Source organism: Pseudomonas sp. Arb-4-2C (genome assembly GCF_055755015.1).
Genome location: NZ_CM146899.1, coordinates 2,613,632 through 2,629,942 on the forward strand (window position 1 = coordinate 2,613,632; position 16,311 = coordinate 2,629,942).

Consider the following 16,311-nt stretch of genomic DNA (forward strand, 5'->3'; position numbering starts at 1 on the left):
GAAAACTCCCTGAGTTATTTGTGGCCGGCTTTACCCAGCGCCTTGGCGACCAGTTGTTCGTAGAGTTCGGCGTAGGGTTCGACCGCTTTGCACCAGTTGAACGGCGCGGCCATCGCGCGGCAACGCATGGCATTGAGCAGTTCGGGGAAGGCAAACACCTTGAACGCACGGCTCAGGGCTTCGCGGTAGCTGTCGGCGGTGGACTCGTTGAAGAGGAAGCCTGTGACGCCGTTCTCGATGGTGTCGGCCAGCCCGCCGGTGTTGCGCGCCACCGGCAGCGAACCGAAGCGCTGCGCGTACATCTGGCTCAAGCCGCATGGTTCATAACGCGACGGCATCAGCAGAAAATCGCTGCCGGCAAACATGCGCCGGGCGTCGGTTTCATTGAAGCCGATGCGCACGCCGATCTGCCCCGGGAAGCGCAGCGCCAGCTCACGCATGGCCTGTTCTTCTTCCGGCTCGCCGCGACCGATGATTGCGATCTGGCCGCCGTTCTGCACGATGTACTCGGACACTGCCTGCGTCAGGTCCAGACCCTTTTGATAGACCAGACGTGAGACCACGGCGAACAGCGGGCCTTGCGAGTCCTTCAAGCCGAACAGTTCACGCACGTGGGCCGCGTTGATCGCTTTGCCTTCCCAGTCGCCAATGGCGAATGGCGCGAACAGGTGCGGGTCGGTGGCCGCGTCCCAGCTCTCGTCGATACCGTTGGGGATGCCACTGAGCAAGCCTTGCTGGGTCTTGGCGGCGAGAAAACCGTCGAGGCCGCAGCCGAAATCCGGGGTGGTGATTTCCTGCGCATAGGTCGCGCTGACCGTGGTGATGTGGCTCGAATAGGCCATGCCGGCCTTGAGGAACGACATCTTGCCGTAGAACTCCATGCCTTCCTGTTGCAGGGCGTGGGTCGGGATACCCAGTTCCGGGCACGAACCGAGGCTGGTCACGCCTTGATAAGCGAGGTTGTGAATGGTGAACAGGGTTGGCGTGCGCTGCCCGCGCCAGTGCATATAGGCCGGCGCCAGGCCCGCCGGCCAGTCGTGGGCGTGCACCAGATCCGGGCACCAGTGAATTTGCGCCAGGTTGGCGGCGATGTCGGCAGCCGCCAGACCCAGACGGGCGAAACGAATATGGTTGTCCGGCCAGTCGCGACCGTTGTTGGCGCCGTAAGGCGAGCCTTCCCGCTCATACAGTTCAGGGCAGATCAGCACGTAGATCACCAGCCCGTCCGGCATGTCCATGCGGCCGATCTTGCACGGTGGCAGCGCGGCGTGCCCACCGAGTTCGCCGATGATGTGGATCGGGTTTTCGCTGTGCATCACCTGCGGGTAACCGGGGATCAATACCCGCACATCGTGCAGATGTGCCATGGCGCGGGGCAGGGCGGCGGAAACGTCACCCAGACCGCCGGTCTTCACCAGGTCGGCGATTTCCGAGGTCACGAACAACACTTTCTTTTTGTTGGGATTCTGGCTGGCGACCGGCGTCAGCGTTTTGGTGCCCGGGACGTTGATCGACCGGCTGCCGGGAAGGCTCACGCTGCTCGATTCGCCAACGGCCTGCTGAGCACGCTCTCCCTGAATATCCAATGCCGCACTGATCATATGAATCTCCCGTCTCGTTGATCTGATTCTTGTCTTGAACAAGCGATGTCCTTGGCCAAGTCCTGTGGCCGGGCGCAAACGCGCCACGCATCGGTGAGCAAACGCTACCCAACACGCGCAAGCAGAATGGGTGGAGGGGGCGTTGCAAGGATTGCACCAGTCGCGTTGCCCCTGTGTTTCAGATGACCCGTCGCTTCGCGCAAAAGTTTCGACTTTTTTTCCGCACTGTGACCGGCAGGTCGAGCCCCGCGAAAATCAGTCTAGGCCAGATCCTAGAGCGGGCCAGAGCAAATGGGTAAATTGTTCGACAATCGGTTTGCAGGCAGCGAAAGTCGTGGCGCGCCGGGGCGCACGCACCGACGAAGTGCAGGTTTTTTTGCTGGAGAGGGCCAAAACGGTGACTGGTCGGTCACGCTTTTGTGCTAGCGAGAAGGAAGGATGCACTGTTGTGGTGCGGGCAGTTTGTTGATGGGGTGTTTGTGAGGGACTCTTCGCGAGCAGGCTCGCTCCCACAGGGAACGGCGTACACCGATCAAATGTGGGTGCGGGCTCCCACAGGAGCAATGCATTCCAAAAAGGTGGGAGCAGGCTCTCACAGGAGGATGCATTCCAAAAAGGTGGGAGCAGGCTCTCACAGGAGGATGCAGTCCAAAAGGTGGGAGCGGGCTTGCTCGCGAAGGCGTCAGTCGGTTCACCGCCCTCCAAAAATGGCGATCAGTTCAACAGGCGAACCGGGCTCCCCGCCGCCCAGCCCTGAATATCCTCGATCATCTGCGAAAAGAACTGCGCGTAGTTCTGTCGGCTGACATAGCCCACATGCGGCGTGGCCAGCACGTTGTCCAGAGTGCGAAACGGGTGTAGCGCCGGCAACGGTTCCTGATCGAACACATCCAGCGCGGCCCCGGCGATGAGTTGTTTCTGCAGGGCCTTGATCAGGGCCGCTTCATCGACAATCGGCCCGCGGGCGGTGTTGACCAGCAGCGCCGTTGGCTTCATCCAGCCCAGCGCCTGCGCATCGACCAGCCCGCGACTGCGCTCGCTGAGCACCAGATGCACCGACAGCACATCAGCCTGTTCGAACAATGCCTGCTTGCTGACGTAAATCACGCCGGCCTGCTGCGCGCGCTCGGCGGTAAGGTTCTCGCTCCAGGCGATCACGCGCATGCCGAACACCTGGCCGAATTGCGCGACCTTCTGGCCGATGCTGCCAAGGCCGAGGATGCCCAGCGTCCTGCCGTGCAGGTCACCGCCCAGCCCTTGCTGCCAGCCACCGGCGCGCAGTGAGTTGGCTTCGTTCACCAGATTGCGCGTGGCGGCCATGATCAGCGCCCAGGTCAATTCCGGCGCTGCGTGCTTGTAGCTGTCAGTGCCACAGACCTTGATCCCGAGGCTGGCGGCCGCCTGCAGGTCCAGAGCCGCATTGCGCATGCCGCCGGTGACCAGCAGCTTCAGATTGGGCAGGCGCTGGAGCAGGTCTTGGTCGAAGCGTGTGCGCTCGCGCATCACGCAGATCACCTGGTACCGGCCCAGGCGCTCGGCCAGGGTGGCGTTGTCTGCCGGGTAATCATGCTCAAACGTCACGTCGCCAATGCTGTCGAGCACCGACCAGTCGGCCACATCCCGTGCCACATCCTGCCAGTCATCAATCACTGCAATCTGCACCGCCATCTGCCTTACCTCATCAACGAACGGGATTGGTATTGTTCAGCCAGCCCAGCAAGGCTTGGTGAAACTTTGCCGGCTCTTCCATTTGCGGCGCGTGGCCCATGCCGGGGAATTCCACCAGCGTCGACCGGGGGATCAGCTTGGCGACCTGCTTGCCGAGTACGTCATAGTGGCCGATTTTCGCCTTGACCTCTGGAGAGGCGAGGTCCTTGCCGATGGCGGTGGTGTCGGACGTGCCGATCAGCAACAGGGTCGGCATCTTCAGGTCCTTGAACTCGTAGTACACCGGCTGGGTGAAGATCATGTCGTAGATCAGTGCCGAGTTCCACGCCACCTGGGTTTTGCCCGGGCCATTGCTCAGGCCGGCGAGCATGTCGACCCAACGGTCGAATTCCGGTTTCCAGCGGCCGTCGTAATAGGTGTTGCGTTCGTAGTCGCGAATGCCTTGGGCAGTGACTTTGAGTTCGCGTTGATACCACTGGTCGACGGTGCGGTAGGGCACGCCGAGCGCCTTCCAGTCTTCCAGGCCGATCGGGTTGACCAGTGCCAGTTGTTCGACCTGATCCGGGAACAGCAAGGCGTAGCGGGTGGCGAGCATGCCGCCGGTGGAGTGGCCGAGCAGGGTGGCTTTCTGAATGCCCAGTGCCTTGAGCAATTGCTGGGTGTTGGTCGCCAGTTGCTGGAAGCTGTACTGATAGTGCTCGGGTTTGCTGGAGGTGCAGAAGCCGATCTGATCCGGTGCGACGACCCGGTAACCTGCCTCGCTCAGGGCCTTGATCGAACTGTCCCAGGTGGCGGCACAAAAATTCTTGCCGTGCATCAACACCACGGTGCGGCCGTTGGCCTTGCCGTGGGCGGCGACGTCCATGTAACCCATCTGCAAGGAGTTACCCTGGGACTGAAAGGCAAAGTGTTTGAGCGTGTAGGGGTATTGAAAGCCTTGCAACTGCGGGCCATAGGTCGGGCCATCGTTAGCGGCTGCACCGGGCGCTGCTTCAGTGGGTTCGGCGGCATGGGCAAACAGCGGCAGCGCAGCAGTCAGGAACAGGCCGGGCAGCCAGCGGGATAGCGTGACGGACATGAGGGCAAACTCCATTGAAATCGGCCGATGCTGGAACGCCTGGATTAGGGCGACGTTAACCACAGGCAACGGCAACGGCGGAATGTTCAACTGAGCCAGCCCAGTGTCAGCATCGCCACCACGGCGTAACGCGCGCCCTTGGCAAAGGTGACGATCAACAGAAAGCGCCCCGGCGGCTCACGCATGACCCCGGCGATCAGGGTCAGCGGATCGCCAATGACCGGCACCCAGCTCAGTAACAGCGACCAATGCCCATATCGCTCGTAGTGTTTGCGCGCAGTGGCCATGTGCTTGGGGCTGACAGGGAACCAGCGTCGATCCTGAAAGCGTTCAATGCCGCGTCCCAGCCACCAGTTGACCAGCGAACCCAGCACGTTGCCCAGCGTCGCCACGCCCAGCAGCCCCCACAGCCAGTAGCGGTCGCTGGCGATCAGGCCGACCAGCAGCGCTTCGGACTGTAGTGGCAGTAGTGTTGCGGCACCGAACGCCGCCGCGAACAGTCCGACGTAACCGGCGCCCATCAGTGGGCCGGGTAGTCCGCCACCACCACATCCGTGCCGTCCTTCTTCAGGCCGATCACTTGGTAGGCATCGCTCATGCCGTCCATTTCCATACCCGGCGAGCCCATCGGCATGCCCGGTGCAGCCACGCCCAGCAGGTCGTCCCGCTTGCTCAGGGCCAGCACTTGTTCCGCCGGCACATGGCCCTCGACGAACTTGCCGTTGATCAGCGCGGTATGGCACGAACCCAGGCGCGGAGGCACGCCGTGTTGCTGCTTGAAGCTGCTCATGTCGGATTCAACGTGGTTCTGGACTTTGAAGCCGTTGGCTTCGAGGTGGCTGATCCACTTTTTGCAGCAGCCACAATTGGCATCACGATGCACTTCGATCGGGATCAGATCGGCAGCCTGGGCCAGGGAGGACAGGAGCAGGGCGCTCAGGGCGGCCAGTCGCAAGGAGGTTCGCATGATGAGGTCTCGGCTGGAATGAGGGTCAAAAAGGAATGCATTTTGACCGGTTTATCCTGCCCGGCATCAACGGAGTGTTTCAAGTTGATACAAAGCACCCCCTGTGGGCGCGAGCCTGCTCGCGAATGCGGTCTTGCAGCCAACACGTTTGTCGACTGACACACCGCTGCCGCGCGCAGGCTCGCTCCCACATTGGTAATCTGATTGGCAGAAAACCAATGTGGGACGCAGGAATCAACGTACCTTGAACCGCCCCATGATCGCGCTGACCCGGCTGTTGGCTTCCAGCAACTGGCGGGTGTTGAGTTCGCTGGCCTGGCCGCTGTGCACCAGTTCTTCCACCATGTGGCGGATCTGCACCATGCTGCGGTTGATCTCTTCGGTCACCGCACTTTGCTGTTCGGCGGCGGTGGCGATCTGGGTGCTGAGGCTGTTGATGTGGCTGACCGAACCGGCCATTTCGTCCAGCCCCGAGTTGACGCGCGCTGTGGCGTCGGCGGCGGACTGGCAACTGGCCTGGGTATTTTCCATGGCGCTGACCGACGAACTCACGCCTTGGGTCAGGCGGGTGAGCATTTCGTTGATCTCCGAGGTGCTGGCCTGGGTGCGGGCGGCGAGGGCGCGCACTTCATCGGCAACCACCGCAAAACCGCGCCCCTGTTCACCGGCACGGGCGGCTTCAATGGCAGCGTTGAGCGCCAGCAGGTTGGTTTGCCCGGCGATTGCGCCGATCACCCCGAGAATCTCGGTGATGCGCTGCGCGTCCTGCTGCATGTTTTCGACTTTCTGAGTGGCACTGGCCACTTCATCGATCAAGGCCACCACGCTGTTGGTCGCTTCGCCCACCACCACCCGCGAGCGGTCGGCGTTTTCGTTGGCACGTTGGGTGAAGGCAGCGGTTTCGGCGGCGTTCTGCGCCACGCTGTCGGCGGTCGAGCTCATTTCGGTGATGGCGGTAACGGTCTGATCGGTTTCCGAAGCATGGCGCAACAGGATCTGGCTGGTGTGCGCCGACGTCCGCTGCAGGTCGTCGAGGCTCGTGGCCATGGCGCCGGTGGCCTGGGTCACTTCACCGATCATGTTTTGCAGGTAGGCGATGAAGGTGTTGACCGAATGGCCGATGGCCCCAAGCTCATCTTCGGCACGGATGGTGATGCGCCGGGTCAGGTCGGCATCGCCACTGGACAGCAAGTCGATGTTGGCTTTCAGCGCTTTCATCCGCGAAACCAGTTGGCGGATCGCGTAGACCTGCAACAGCACCAGCAGGATCACCAGCGGAATCTGCAACAGGCTCAGGCTGCTGAGCACATCGTCGCGCTGGGCGGTGAGCATTTTGGTCGGCAGGGCCGTGGCGAGGAACCACGGCGTACCTTCGATCGGGCGCATGAAGAAGGTGCTGGCCTCGCCGTTATTGTCGAACTCCACACGTTGCGCCTGATCCCGATTCTGCAGGCCGGCCTTGACCTGGCTGGCAAAGGTCGAGCCGGCGGCCAGTTCGTTGATATTCTTGAGCACGATCGGCCCGCTGATGCGCGAGCTGTTGCTGATGATCTTGCCGTCGGCCTCGACGATCAGCATTTCGGCGTTCAGGTCTTTTTCCTTGCGCGCCACCAGGTCGTTGAAGAAGCCCAGGGTGACGTCGATGGTCGATACGCCCCAGGCCGCGCCGTTTTTCTGGATTGCCATGGCGCAGTTGGTGCGCGGTTCGGCGCTGGCGTCGTCTTTATAGGCGGCAGCCCAGGCGCACTGGCCGCGCGGGGTCTGCATGCCGCCCTTGTACCAGCTCTGGTCGTAGTAATTGGGCGCGGCGTCGCTGTTCCAGAAGGTGTTCACCGCCAGTTTGCCCGAGGCATCGCGGTGCCAGAAGGTACTGAATTTGTTGCGTCCGGCCTCACGCTGGCCCGGCAACGGCCAGATCCCGCCACCAAACACTTTCAGCTCGCCGTACTGGTCGACAAGTCCCGGCAACACGGTGTCGATGGCCGCGCTGTCGAGCAGGGGAATGGTCTGGGTGATGCTGCGTTGCTGCGCCTGCACTTTGTTCAGTTCGCCCTGAATCTGCTCGGCAACTTCGGCGATGCGATTGAGCACGACCTGCTCTTCGGTATGGCGCAGCTTGGGCGCGACCAGTTGGCTGATTCCAGCCACGGTCAATACCGACAGCAGCAGGATGAACAGAACCAGAAATAGCGTGTAGCGAGCCTGAATGGTGCGAAATGCGGGCATGGATACCGGTCCTTGATCTGCGATTTTTTATTGTGGCGTCGGGGGAAAAACGGCGGGGGTACACCAGCGTATCGTCGGCGAGCGGGGAAGCTTTAGGTACTTTCGTACAAGAACGCACAAGGCAGGCCAAAGGTGCGTATCGGCCTTGATACAAATAAGTTGAGCGCCGTGTGCAAGCGCGCAAAAAACCATCGACGAGGTTCGCCCAACCGGGAGAAACGCCCGAGATAGCGCATCTGTGGCGATTTGTATCTAGAATGTACAAAAATTGTAAGCGACTGCACTAAAAGGGTTGGTGCCACTAGTTGGCCGGTAGATACTTCACGGCATTCGAGTGGTCCATCAAGGACATTTCATGGTTTTTTCACAGGGAGTCTTCTCATGACGATCGGCATTGTCGGCGGCTGGGAGAGCAAGGCAGGGGTGCTGGTTCGCAATACGGGCGCGAAAAAGCAGGTGGCTCAGAGCGTCAAGGTGCAGCAGATGCTGTCTCTGGTCGGCAACGATCCGAACGCGCTGAACACTGCAGAAATGGACAAGCAGGGTCTGCGCAAGAATCTCAAGGGTTTCGATCCGGCGAACACCTCTGTAAAGCAATTGGGCAACCTGAGTGCGTTCCTGCGTGGCCGTGGGCTGATCTCTGAAATCACCTCCTTCACGTTGCTCAATGCTGGCGACAAGTTCGACCGGTTCGGCGTGACCAAAGACGTTGATGCCAAATTCAACGCGCTGGAGTACTTCGCGACCCAGCTCGACGCCATCCAGAGCAATGGCCTCAATGGCAACGCTTACGGCAAGAATCTGATCCCCGAGTACAAGAAGGCGATCTACGTGCTGCAGAACCTGAAAACCTACGGTGAAGGCAACGCGCCCAAGCCTGTGGATCAAGGCGTCAAGGCCAAGGCTTAAGCCGACCCTCTGCGGCCCGTCCACTCTGTGGACGGGCCGTTTTCATGTCTACTGCGGTTTGATTTCACTGGTCTGTCGGATTTGTTCCTGCAGGCGTTGCATGTGTGAGCAATGCAACGTCAGCGCGGGTTGCTGATAGCCGCGATGAAACAGTGCCAGCCAGCCTTCGGTACGGTCATCCGGGGCGATCCCGGTGAAGATGAAACCCACGGCAGCCAGTTTGTGCAATGCACTGGCAAACCCCTCGGCGAGTCTGAGCCGAAGCGAAATCAGCCACTGCGCCGGCAGTTGATCCAACTGCTGAAACAGGTCGTCCTCGAGTGCCTTCAACACCATGTCATAACGCCCCGATGCATATTCAAAATGCACCTTCGGGCCTTTCCAGGGTGCAGCGTTGTCTGTGGTGCCAAACGCTGTCTCCAGGTGCAGCATCAACTCGCGACAGGCCTCTGGCCAGACCAGCTTCGGCAATGGACGTCGATAGCCGTCGATGCAGCAGTGGCCGACAATGATCGTCTCCCGTCCCGGCCCTCCAAAGGGCGTGGCCACGTAGTCCGGTAACAAGCCGCAACTGTGAAAGCCGAGACCGGCGGCCATGCGCTGCGTGTACGGGTGCTGCGTCACCTGTTTGATCGTGACGCCCCGGCAATCAAGTGCCTGAGCATGAATCAGCAACTGCTGGCCTAATAGTGTGGCGATGTTCTGTCCGCGAGTCTCGGGGTGTACCACGCTCAACGCCAGTTCTGCCGTCAGTGAATGGCTGGCCGCCTGGCGAAACAACGTGGCGTGCCCGCAGATTTTGTCGCTCATCAGCGCCACTAACGAGTGCCAGCGACCTTCGCGGTGGTTTTGGCTGATCATCCAGGGCAGATAGACGTGCGGTTGCACATAATGGTCGCCATAGACTTCCCGGAACAGGCAATTGACCGCCGCTGCATCGTCGATCCGATAGCGGCGCAAGGTTACCGCATCCATCATTCTTGCCTCAGGCACGGGGTGCCATATTCGCGCCGGTCGACGACCCGCTGTCGCTTGCCGGAGCGCGGATGACACGCCAGTTCGTCGTTAGCGCAGTCGATCACGTGCAGGTCGAGCAGATGTTCGGCGTGCATCTGCTCGATCAAAGGGTATTGGTCAATCAGTGCGCTGCGCAGCCTTGTGGTCGTCAGGGCGATATCAGACGTTTGCGTGCCCGGTACCCAACGCAGACTCAGCAGGTCTTTCTTTCCCTGTTGTTCGATGAGCAGTTGCCAGTCATCACTGGCACCGTGGGCACGGACCAACTCGTCGATATCCCCCGTGTCCAGACTCAAAACGCCTACCCGCACACGCTGGCTGTGCATGCTGCGGCCCGCCAGGGCAAATTTGCGCAGGGGTGTCCCGGCGGGTTCGCGCCAGCAGGCCAGGTCGCCGACCGGGTAGCGAATCACTGGCATCAGACGCCGCGTCAGGTTGGTCAGCACCAGTCGGCCATTGCGATTGCACTCTTCGATGATCTCCCCGGTCACTTCATCGATGATCTCCAGCACACTGTGGGTTGCCAGCATTCGGTGTTCGCCCAGGAGGCAATCGCGGGTGCTGATGCCGATCAGCCCTGCATCGACGCTGGCGTAGCCGATGGAGGCGATGCGGGCGTTCGGGAACACCCGGCCGAGCAATTGCAGTTGCGCGGGGAACAGGCTTTCACCGCCATAGAGCAGCGTTTCGACAACCTCCAGTGTCCGTGACTGACGCTCAAGCCAGGCGGCGAACGTCAGCAGTTGGGCGGGTACGCCCGCCAGTGCGTTGATGCGATAGGCAACGATCGAGTCGGCCAGTACACCGCTGTTGACCTCCCCGGTGAACGGAAACTCGCAGACGGGTGTCTCGACATGGGCCAGCGCATCGTGGACGAAGATGAAACTCGCATACAGGTCGCCGACGAAAAACAGATTGGCAACCCGGTCGCCGGGGTTCAGTTGTGCCGTGAGGTGGCGGCCGAAATCGCGCACCAGGGTTTGCCATTCCGCGCGGGTGAATAGCGACAGTTTGCCGGCGCCGGTGGTGCCCCCGGTCTTGAAGATCAGCGCATCGTGCAGGGGGCCGGTCAGTACCGGCCATTGGTCTGGGCGCTGGCTGTCGCGCCAGTAATGCGCAGGGTCGATCACGGGCAGTTCGGCCAATGCGCTGATGGGTGTTGCGACGTGCTGGAAGTGCTCGCGCCAATAATCGGAATGCTGGCGGGCGAAGTTGAGCAGGGTGGTCAATTCAACGGTTGTGTTCATGATCGTTTCTTATAAAAGGGCGGAGGGCCGCGTGCAGGTACCTGCGGTCAGCGGCGCTGGTCAATCAGCAGCGGTGTCTTGCCGCTGTGCCTGTTGCGGGAGAACTGCTCGACGGCACATTGCTCGACGTCCACGGTGAGCAGGCCGATCTGCACCAACGATGTCAGCTTCGGATACGCCTGCAGTTGTCGATCGGTCTCTTGCGGTGCCTGAGGGCTGCGCAAACGCATGCGCTCCAGGCCCTCGGGTCCGTGATCGAGGATCAGTTGAAAGGGCGCTTGCAGGTGCTGCGCCAGCGTCGTCAACGAAATGAAGTCGGTGCCGATGCGCAGCAACTTGCCGTGACGCTCCAGCAGTTCGAAACGCGGCGAAGGCAGGCCGCATTCACACAGGCCAGGCAGCCAGCGCCCGCTGTCGCCGAGGTCATAACGCCGCACGGAGTGGCCCTGACGTGCCCGAGAAGTCACCAGCAAACGACCGGATTCGCCATCACTGACGGGGCTGTCATGATCAAAGTCGACGATTTCCAAGTGCTGGATGTCGCTCATCAGGTGAAAGACGCCATCAGGCGTGGCGTGACAGGCGTGACCCAGAGGGCCTGCATCGACGCTGCCGTAAAGCGCTGAACGAATCAGGCCGACGCCGCAGCTTTGCAGCAACTCTCGGGTATGCTCACTCAGGTGTTCGCCGCCGAGAAAGACTTTGCTGATGGCGCCGTAGCGGCGCAGTGTCGGTTGCTCGTTGAGGAACAGTCGGTGCAGGGTGCCGGGCATGCCGATCAGCACGGTGATCTGCTGTTCGACGATGATTTGCGCAATCTCGCGGTAATCGTCATCCGCCGGTGCGCCCATCGGCCAATGCCTGGCCTCGAGTTGTTCCAGCACTTTGCTGAAACTGGAAAAACCGCCGTATAGCCCACCGCTGAAGAACAGGTTCATGACCCTGTCCCGCGCCGGGTCCAGGCCTGCTGCAAACAGGCCGTCGGCAGCGGCACGCATCTGGCGCTGGAAATCGTCGTGGCTGAAGCCCGAAAGGACCGGTGCGCCGCTGCTGCCCCCGGAACGAAAATACAGCTGCGCCGTCGGATCGGGCGGCTGATCGGCAAAGGTTTGCTTGTCCATGATCGATACGTCGCAAAGCGCAGGCGGCGCAGGCTGGCGATCAAGCGTGGCATGGCTCGACAGCATGCCCGGTGGCAGACTGACCGATACCCTTCGGCTCAGGCGTTGCAGGGCGTAGACACCGTCATGCGGTTCGCCGTCGTAGCCATCGTGGATCGCGCCGATCGGGGCAATGCGGGTGACACCGGCGGCAATCAGCGTTTGTGCCAGTTCGCCGACCTGCGTCGGTGCACACACCAAGGCACAGCTCTGCAACACGTTGCGCCAGGGCAGCAGCGTGCCGGCAAGCAGTTCGCGGGGGACGGGCTTGAGCAGCAGGCTGCGAAACAGCGCAGAGGGTTCAAGCTGGCGGTCGTGGCTCCAGATCACTCGCCAGCCCCGCGCATTCCAGACCCGGCCGGTTTGCCCGGTAAAACTCTGCGCCAGCCGCGCCATCGCCATACTGGTGATGATCTGCGAAGCTTCCTCAGGCGTCGGGGTGAGGGCCGGCCATTGTCCGGCGCGGCGTTCGAACGCCTCGGCCAGTTGCGTGCCAATGCCTTCCATAACGGCCGGCTCGTCACTGTCCACCAGCAGCCATTGCGGACTGGAACAGGCTTGCTGATCAAGGCGACAAACCTCATCGACGATGGCATCAAGCACTGCCGGCGAAAGCGTATCCGGGGTCAGATAGGCGAAACTGATACGGTGGCCCCAATCGATCCAGCGGCAGCCTGGCGCAAGCTGCTGGCGGATCGCGTGCAATGCACGTTCGCCACCCCAGGCGGCGACACCGTTGGCGTGTTTGCACAGTTGGCCGATTTGTCCGGTGGTCGTCGGCAGCACCGCCACGTAGCCGGCGAGTTGCCCGCTCGGATCGCATTCGAGCAGCGCCTGGAGCAATTGCGCGGTGAAGCCGCCGTCGCTGCTGCTGGGGCGCAACCAGTTGACGTTACCGCTCAACAGGCTCTCCAACACCGCACAAAACGCCAGCAATGGAGCATTGGCCGGGGTGATGTGCACCACCAGACCCAGCGGGCTCCAGCGCTCGAAGCGTGACTGGCGATAGTCGATGCGGCGTAGCGAATCGGGTTGCCGACCGAGCTCGCGATCAAGCTTGGCCTGCAGCGCGGCAGGCTGGCAGAAATCGATCAGTGCCTGACGTTGCCCCGCATCGAGCGCCGACACCGACGTCTGATGCTGCAGGCGTTCGGCGAAGGCTTCGGTGGCCGCCAGCAGCGTGCTGGTTTCAAGCGGTGTTTGCAGCCGCTGGGGTAGTTCCAGGTGCAGTTGCTGCAAAACGCTGTCGAGGTTGCCGTCGCTGCGCAGTTGTCCATTGATCAAGAACATGTCAGTGCCTCCCCAGCAGTTCGGAGGCAGCCATGGCGCAACTCCTGGCGGCTGTAGTGCCGGCGCGGCCATGCAGTTCGAACCAGTCGCTGAGCAGTCCGCAGTCACAACGTGTGCCGGGGTGCAGCGTAGCAAGGTCGTTCATGACCACGGCGTGCGCCGGACTTGAGGATATGTACGGTGAGACCAGACTCAGCAAACCCCGCTGTCCATAGGGCAAGACGGAAAAATCCAGCGCGCTGCGCACGTAGACTTTTGAATAGACCGGCACGTGAAAGTGGTGGTGAGCGCATTCGATGTAAGGCACCGCATGCTCGACCGCACCATAGCCATCGCGACAGTCTTGGGCGTCGATGCCCAGTTGTTGCTGGATCCGCGCGTACAGCTGTTGTTTGGGAACCTCCTCGGTGGCACGGGTTTTCCAGCCACCGCCGAAAAATGCCAGTGAGCCCGCCGGCAGTTGCAGATCCGCCACACCGGTGGCGCGCATGCGTTGCAGGGTTTCCCAGAGAAACGCCGGGAAGCCGAATATGCGTACCGGCAGGCCTTCTTCGGCAAACGCCTGCAAGGCTGAGATCACACCGAACAGATCAAACTGATGCCCGTCGCCATTGGTGCGCAGCGCATACACCAGCCGATTGACGGGGGCAAAGCGACACAGGAATTGATCGGTGAAGGAGGTGCCCAAGGTGATTGTTTGCTCTGGTTCGTAGCTTAGTAGCAGGTAATTGCAAGGCGTGTGCGGAGTGATCCAGCCGTACTGCGCGAAAATTCGTCCGACCATGTACTGCGCGGCCCCGAGGCTGCGCGAGTCGTAGCGCATGCGGCTCTTCTGCCCGCTGGTGCCAGAGGAGGTCAGTTCCAGTGCGTCTTCACCCGTGGGGCTTAGCAACAAGTGCTGCTTGAAGAAGCTGGCGAAAATCGGTGGCAGTTGCGCCCAGTCGTCCAGTGTGTCCAGCGCATCGATATCGATGGAGTGGGCGCTCAACCAATGGCCGTAACCGGGCGTATGGCTCGCATGGAACCGAGTGATTTCAGCCATGGCCTGATTGAACAGCCCCGCGGGTACGGAAGCCGGGCAATAGGGTTGCGGCAACGCGCATAACGCATCGCTGTGGGGGAATCGAGTCATCGAATATCCTTATTGATGGGTGTTTGGCGCGGCGGGCGCCGCAGGGTTGTTGCGCAGCAAGCAGTGGAGCAGGGGCAGGCACAGCAGACCGCCGAGGGCCGCCCACAGGGAGAAGGACTGGAGGCTCTCGCCGCCGCCAATGAGCGCAATCGATGATCCGCCGGCCCCCATCACGGCAATCGACAGCATGCCGATCATCGCCGAGACCAGACCTTTGCCTTCATCGCTGGAAAACAGTGCCAGCCGGTACAGCGCAGCGTTGCTCATGCCCAGCCCGAGCGCGTACGCAGCAAGACCGGCAACTGCCCATACCAGAGACGCTGATAACAGGGCTGCGGCGATCAGCATCAGCAAGCCGAAGCAGAACGGCCATAACGACAGGCCGATCACCCGCAATAGCGTGTGCGTGGTCAGCAATCGATCCAGCAGCAGATTGCCGATGATCACCGCCGAGAACACCGGGATCTGCCACAGGCCATATTCCAGCGCAGACAATTCCAGGCGCTGCATCAGCAGCACCGGGGCCAGCCCGATCCAGGCAATCAGGGGCAAACTCATCAAGCCCAGCGCCAGGCTGCTGCCGACGAATCGGCGGTTGCGCAGCAGTACGAGGTAGCGGTGGCGGAGTTGCCTGAACGAGAATGTTGCAGGTGCCTGTTGCTGCCCGTCGCGCCGCACCACACCGATGGTTTCCGGCATCCAGACCAACAGACCGAGCCAGACCACGGCACTCGCCGCCCCCAGGCCGAGAAACAGCTGCCGCCAGTTCAGCCATTCGAGCAACAAGCTGCCGAGCAACGGCCCGAGCAGTGGCGACAACAGCGCCACGTTGCCCAACAAGGCCATGAGCCGCACCGCGTCGGCTTCGCAGAACACCTCCTGCAACGTCGGATAGCTGACGGCAACCACGAAGCCCAGGCCCATGCCTTGAATCAGGCGCAACGCGTTGAACGCTTCAATGCGCTGCGTCATGACCGCAGCGCCGCACGCCAGGCCGAACAGCGCACAGCCGAGCAACAACAAGCGCCGTCTGCCATAACGGTCGGAGAGAGGGCCGATCAGCCACTGCAGGCAGACGCCGCCGATCAGGTACAAATTGAAGGCGTTGGGTACATGCCGGGCATCGGCGTTGAATTCGTCGGTCACCGTCAGCATGGCGGGCATGATCATGTCGCTCGCCATGTACGTGATCAATTCAAAAGCGGTAATGGCCAGGCAGAATCCAATTATCTGCACCGGTCTCATTACGATCAAAGTTCTCTGCATGACATCCCTGTTCCATTGATCGAGAAAGTCCGCAGAGACTAGAGGCGGAGTCGTCGCAGCCTCTAATGCTTTGCTGCGACATGAAATTTCAAATACTTACAACGTATTTAAGTGACTCGGTGCCCGTCGGGTATCGGTGCTTTTCCGGGGGTGGCGCGCGCAAAAAAATGCCCGCCGGGCGGCGGGCATGGTGGTTGCTGAAAAGACTTGTGGTGTTTCTCGGCCGGTACTTCAGGCGTATCGGCAGGCGAACAATCCTGTTCTATCGATGGTAATAACCGGGGCCTTCCTGGTAGCGATGGTGATCGTCATGCCAGCCTCCGTGGGGAAAAATGATGCAGCCACTCAAGGTCAGTACGGCAAGGACGGGAATCAGCCAGGTGATTCGACGGAACATTTCAAAGATCCTCATGGTTACGCCGTCATGAAGCCAAAACTCTTCATCGGCTGTAACATGAGACCGCGTTTGCCCCGGCCCATCCCCGTGACACGGTATGTGCATGGCATGCAATCGGATACAAACCGGATACATTTGAAAGTTTCAGGAACCCGCAATGACCCAGAAGCAACGTTTGAAATACTCGATACTGATCGCCCTGTCGGTGCTGGCGATCATGCTCGGCCTGTCCTGGCTGCAGAACGCCGGGATGATCAGCGAGAAGATGTTCCAGTACATCGCCATCGGCGTGGCGGTGGTCGTGGTGGTGATCAACGGGGTGATGCGCCGCAAGGTCAAACCCTGACGGCGAT

The 16,311-nt window shown here is 61.1% G+C and carries 13 protein-coding genes and 2 pseudogenes; 2 read left to right on the top strand and 13 right to left on the bottom strand.

The window, feature by feature from the left end; all coding sequences use genetic code 11:
• Nucleotides 1-14: 14 nt before the first annotated feature.
• The 7 genes and pseudogenes from glgA to AC0J41_RS11770 form a co-directional block, all read right to left on the bottom strand.
• Entirely contained in the window at nt 15-1,601 is a 1,587-nt protein-coding gene (glgA, locus tag AC0J41_RS11740) for a glycogen synthase GlgA (protein WP_025109987.1), read from the bottom strand.
• A 714-nt stretch (nt 1,602-2,315) separates the two neighbouring features.
• Nucleotides 2,316-3,269, bottom strand: a complete 954-nt coding sequence (locus tag AC0J41_RS11745; protein WP_473015650.1) for a D-2-hydroxyacid dehydrogenase family protein — start codon at nt 3,267-3,269, stop codon at nt 2,316-2,318.
• 13 nt (nt 3,270-3,282) lie between these two features.
• The gene (locus AC0J41_RS11750; protein WP_473015651.1) at nt 3,283-4,347 is read right to left on the bottom strand and encodes an alpha/beta fold hydrolase; all 1,065 of its coding nucleotides are present in this window, start codon (nt 4,345-4,347) and stop codon (nt 3,283-3,285) included.
• Between the two features lie 86 nt (nt 4,348-4,433).
• The gene (locus AC0J41_RS11755) at nt 4,434-4,868 is read right to left on the bottom strand and encodes a YqaA family protein (RefSeq protein ID WP_473015652.1); all 435 of its coding nucleotides are present in this window, start codon (nt 4,866-4,868) and stop codon (nt 4,434-4,436) included.
• Complete coding sequence (locus tag AC0J41_RS11760; protein ID WP_473015653.1) at nt 4,868-5,314, bottom strand: DUF411 domain-containing protein; 447 nt, start codon at nt 5,312-5,314, stop codon at nt 4,868-4,870. The genes AC0J41_RS11755 and AC0J41_RS11760 overlap by 1 nt, the downstream gene beginning before the upstream one ends.
• A 234-nt stretch (nt 5,315-5,548) precedes the next feature.
• Nucleotides 5,549-6,076 (bottom strand): annotated as a pseudogene (locus AC0J41_RS11765) (methyl-accepting chemotaxis protein); the annotation flags it as partial.
• Between the two features lie 333 nt (nt 6,077-6,409).
• Nucleotides 6,410-7,540, bottom strand: a pseudogene (locus AC0J41_RS11770) (HAMP domain-containing protein); the annotation flags it as partial.
• 381 nt (nt 7,541-7,921) lie between these two features.
• Between AC0J41_RS11770 and AC0J41_RS11775 the strand changes: the two are divergent.
• Entirely contained in the window at nt 7,922-8,449 is a 528-nt protein-coding gene (locus tag AC0J41_RS11775; protein ID WP_025109981.1) for a hypothetical protein, read from the top strand.
• Between the two features lie 48 nt (nt 8,450-8,497).
• Here the strand turns inward: AC0J41_RS11775 and AC0J41_RS11780 are convergent, their stop codons facing one another.
• From AC0J41_RS11780 to AC0J41_RS11805, 6 genes are all read right to left on the bottom strand, one after another.
• Nucleotides 8,498-9,424 (bottom strand): GNAT family N-acetyltransferase, encoded by a 927-nt coding sequence (locus tag AC0J41_RS11780; RefSeq protein ID WP_473015993.1) that lies wholly within the window; start codon nt 9,422-9,424, stop codon nt 8,498-8,500.
• Nucleotides 9,424-10,713: a phenylacetate--CoA ligase family protein gene (locus AC0J41_RS11785; RefSeq protein ID WP_473015655.1), complete on the bottom strand. Its 1,290-nt coding sequence runs from the start codon at nt 10,711-10,713 to the stop codon at nt 9,424-9,426. Before AC0J41_RS11785 ends, AC0J41_RS11780 begins: the two co-directional genes overlap by 1 nt.
• A 47-nt stretch (nt 10,714-10,760) precedes the next feature.
• Nucleotides 10,761-13,163, bottom strand: coding sequence for an aldehyde dehydrogenase family protein (locus tag AC0J41_RS11790; RefSeq protein WP_473015656.1), 2,403 nt, complete (start codon nt 13,161-13,163; stop codon nt 10,761-10,763).
• Between the two features lies 1 nt (nt 13,164).
• Nucleotides 13,165-14,295, bottom strand: a complete 1,131-nt coding sequence (locus AC0J41_RS11795) for a LuxE/PaaK family acyltransferase (RefSeq protein WP_473015657.1) — start codon at nt 14,293-14,295, stop codon at nt 13,165-13,167.
• Nucleotides 14,296-14,304: 9 nt separating this feature from the next.
• On the bottom strand, nt 14,305-15,561 hold the full coding sequence (locus AC0J41_RS11800) for an MFS transporter (protein WP_473015658.1): 1,257 nt from the start codon (nt 15,559-15,561) through the stop codon (nt 14,305-14,307).
• Between the two features lie 262 nt (nt 15,562-15,823).
• Complete coding sequence (locus AC0J41_RS11805) at nt 15,824-15,958, bottom strand: hypothetical protein (RefSeq protein WP_007961861.1); 135 nt, start codon at nt 15,956-15,958, stop codon at nt 15,824-15,826.
• Nucleotides 15,959-16,115: 157 nt separating this feature from the next.
• Here AC0J41_RS11805 and AC0J41_RS11810 point away from each other — a divergent pair, with 157 nt between their 5' ends.
• Nucleotides 16,116-16,304 carry a hypothetical protein gene (locus tag AC0J41_RS11810; protein ID WP_025109975.1) on the top strand — a complete coding sequence of 63 codons (189 nt, stop codon included), beginning with the start codon at nt 16,116-16,118 and terminating at the stop codon, nt 16,302-16,304.
• Nucleotides 16,305-16,311: the final 7 nt, after the last annotated feature.

Bases quoted from the DNA above. Each gene is read 5' to 3' on its own strand.
- AC0J41_RS11785 (WP_473015655.1), bottom strand. From the start codon at position 10,713: ATGAACACAACCGTTGAATTGACCACCCTGCTCAACTTCGCCCGCCAG.
- glgA (WP_025109987.1), bottom strand. From the start codon at position 1,601: ATGATCAGTGCGGCATTGGATATTCAGGGAGAGCGTGCTCAGCAGGCC.
- AC0J41_RS11745 (WP_473015650.1), bottom strand. From the start codon at position 3,269: ATGGCGGTGCAGATTGCAGTGATTGATGACTGGCAGGATGTGGCACGG.
- AC0J41_RS11775 (WP_025109981.1), top strand. From the start codon at position 7,922: ATGACGATCGGCATTGTCGGCGGCTGGGAGAGCAAGGCAGGGGTGCTG.
- AC0J41_RS11810 (WP_025109975.1), top strand. From the start codon at position 16,116: ATGACCCAGAAGCAACGTTTGAAATACTCGATACTGATCGCCCTGTCG.
- AC0J41_RS11755 (WP_473015652.1), bottom strand. From the start codon at position 4,868: ATGGGCGCCGGTTACGTCGGACTGTTCGCGGCGGCGTTCGGTGCCGCA.
- AC0J41_RS11780 (WP_473015993.1), bottom strand. From the start codon at position 9,424: ATGGATGCGGTAACCTTGCGCCGCTATCGGATCGACGATGCAGCGGCG.
- AC0J41_RS11800 (WP_473015658.1), bottom strand. From the start codon at position 15,561: ATGCAGAGAACTTTGATCGTAATGAGACCGGTGCAGATAATTGGATTC.
- AC0J41_RS11790 (WP_473015656.1), bottom strand. From the start codon at position 13,163: ATGTTCTTGATCAATGGACAACTGCGCAGCGACGGCAACCTCGACAGC.
- AC0J41_RS11750 (WP_473015651.1), bottom strand. From the start codon at position 4,347: ATGTCCGTCACGCTATCCCGCTGGCTGCCCGGCCTGTTCCTGACTGCT.
- AC0J41_RS11760 (WP_473015653.1), bottom strand. From the start codon at position 5,314: ATGCGAACCTCCTTGCGACTGGCCGCCCTGAGCGCCCTGCTCCTGTCC.
- AC0J41_RS11805 (WP_007961861.1), bottom strand. From the start codon at position 15,958: ATGTTCCGTCGAATCACCTGGCTGATTCCCGTCCTTGCCGTACTGACC.
- AC0J41_RS11795 (WP_473015657.1), bottom strand. From the start codon at position 14,295: ATGACTCGATTCCCCCACAGCGATGCGTTATGCGCGTTGCCGCAACCC.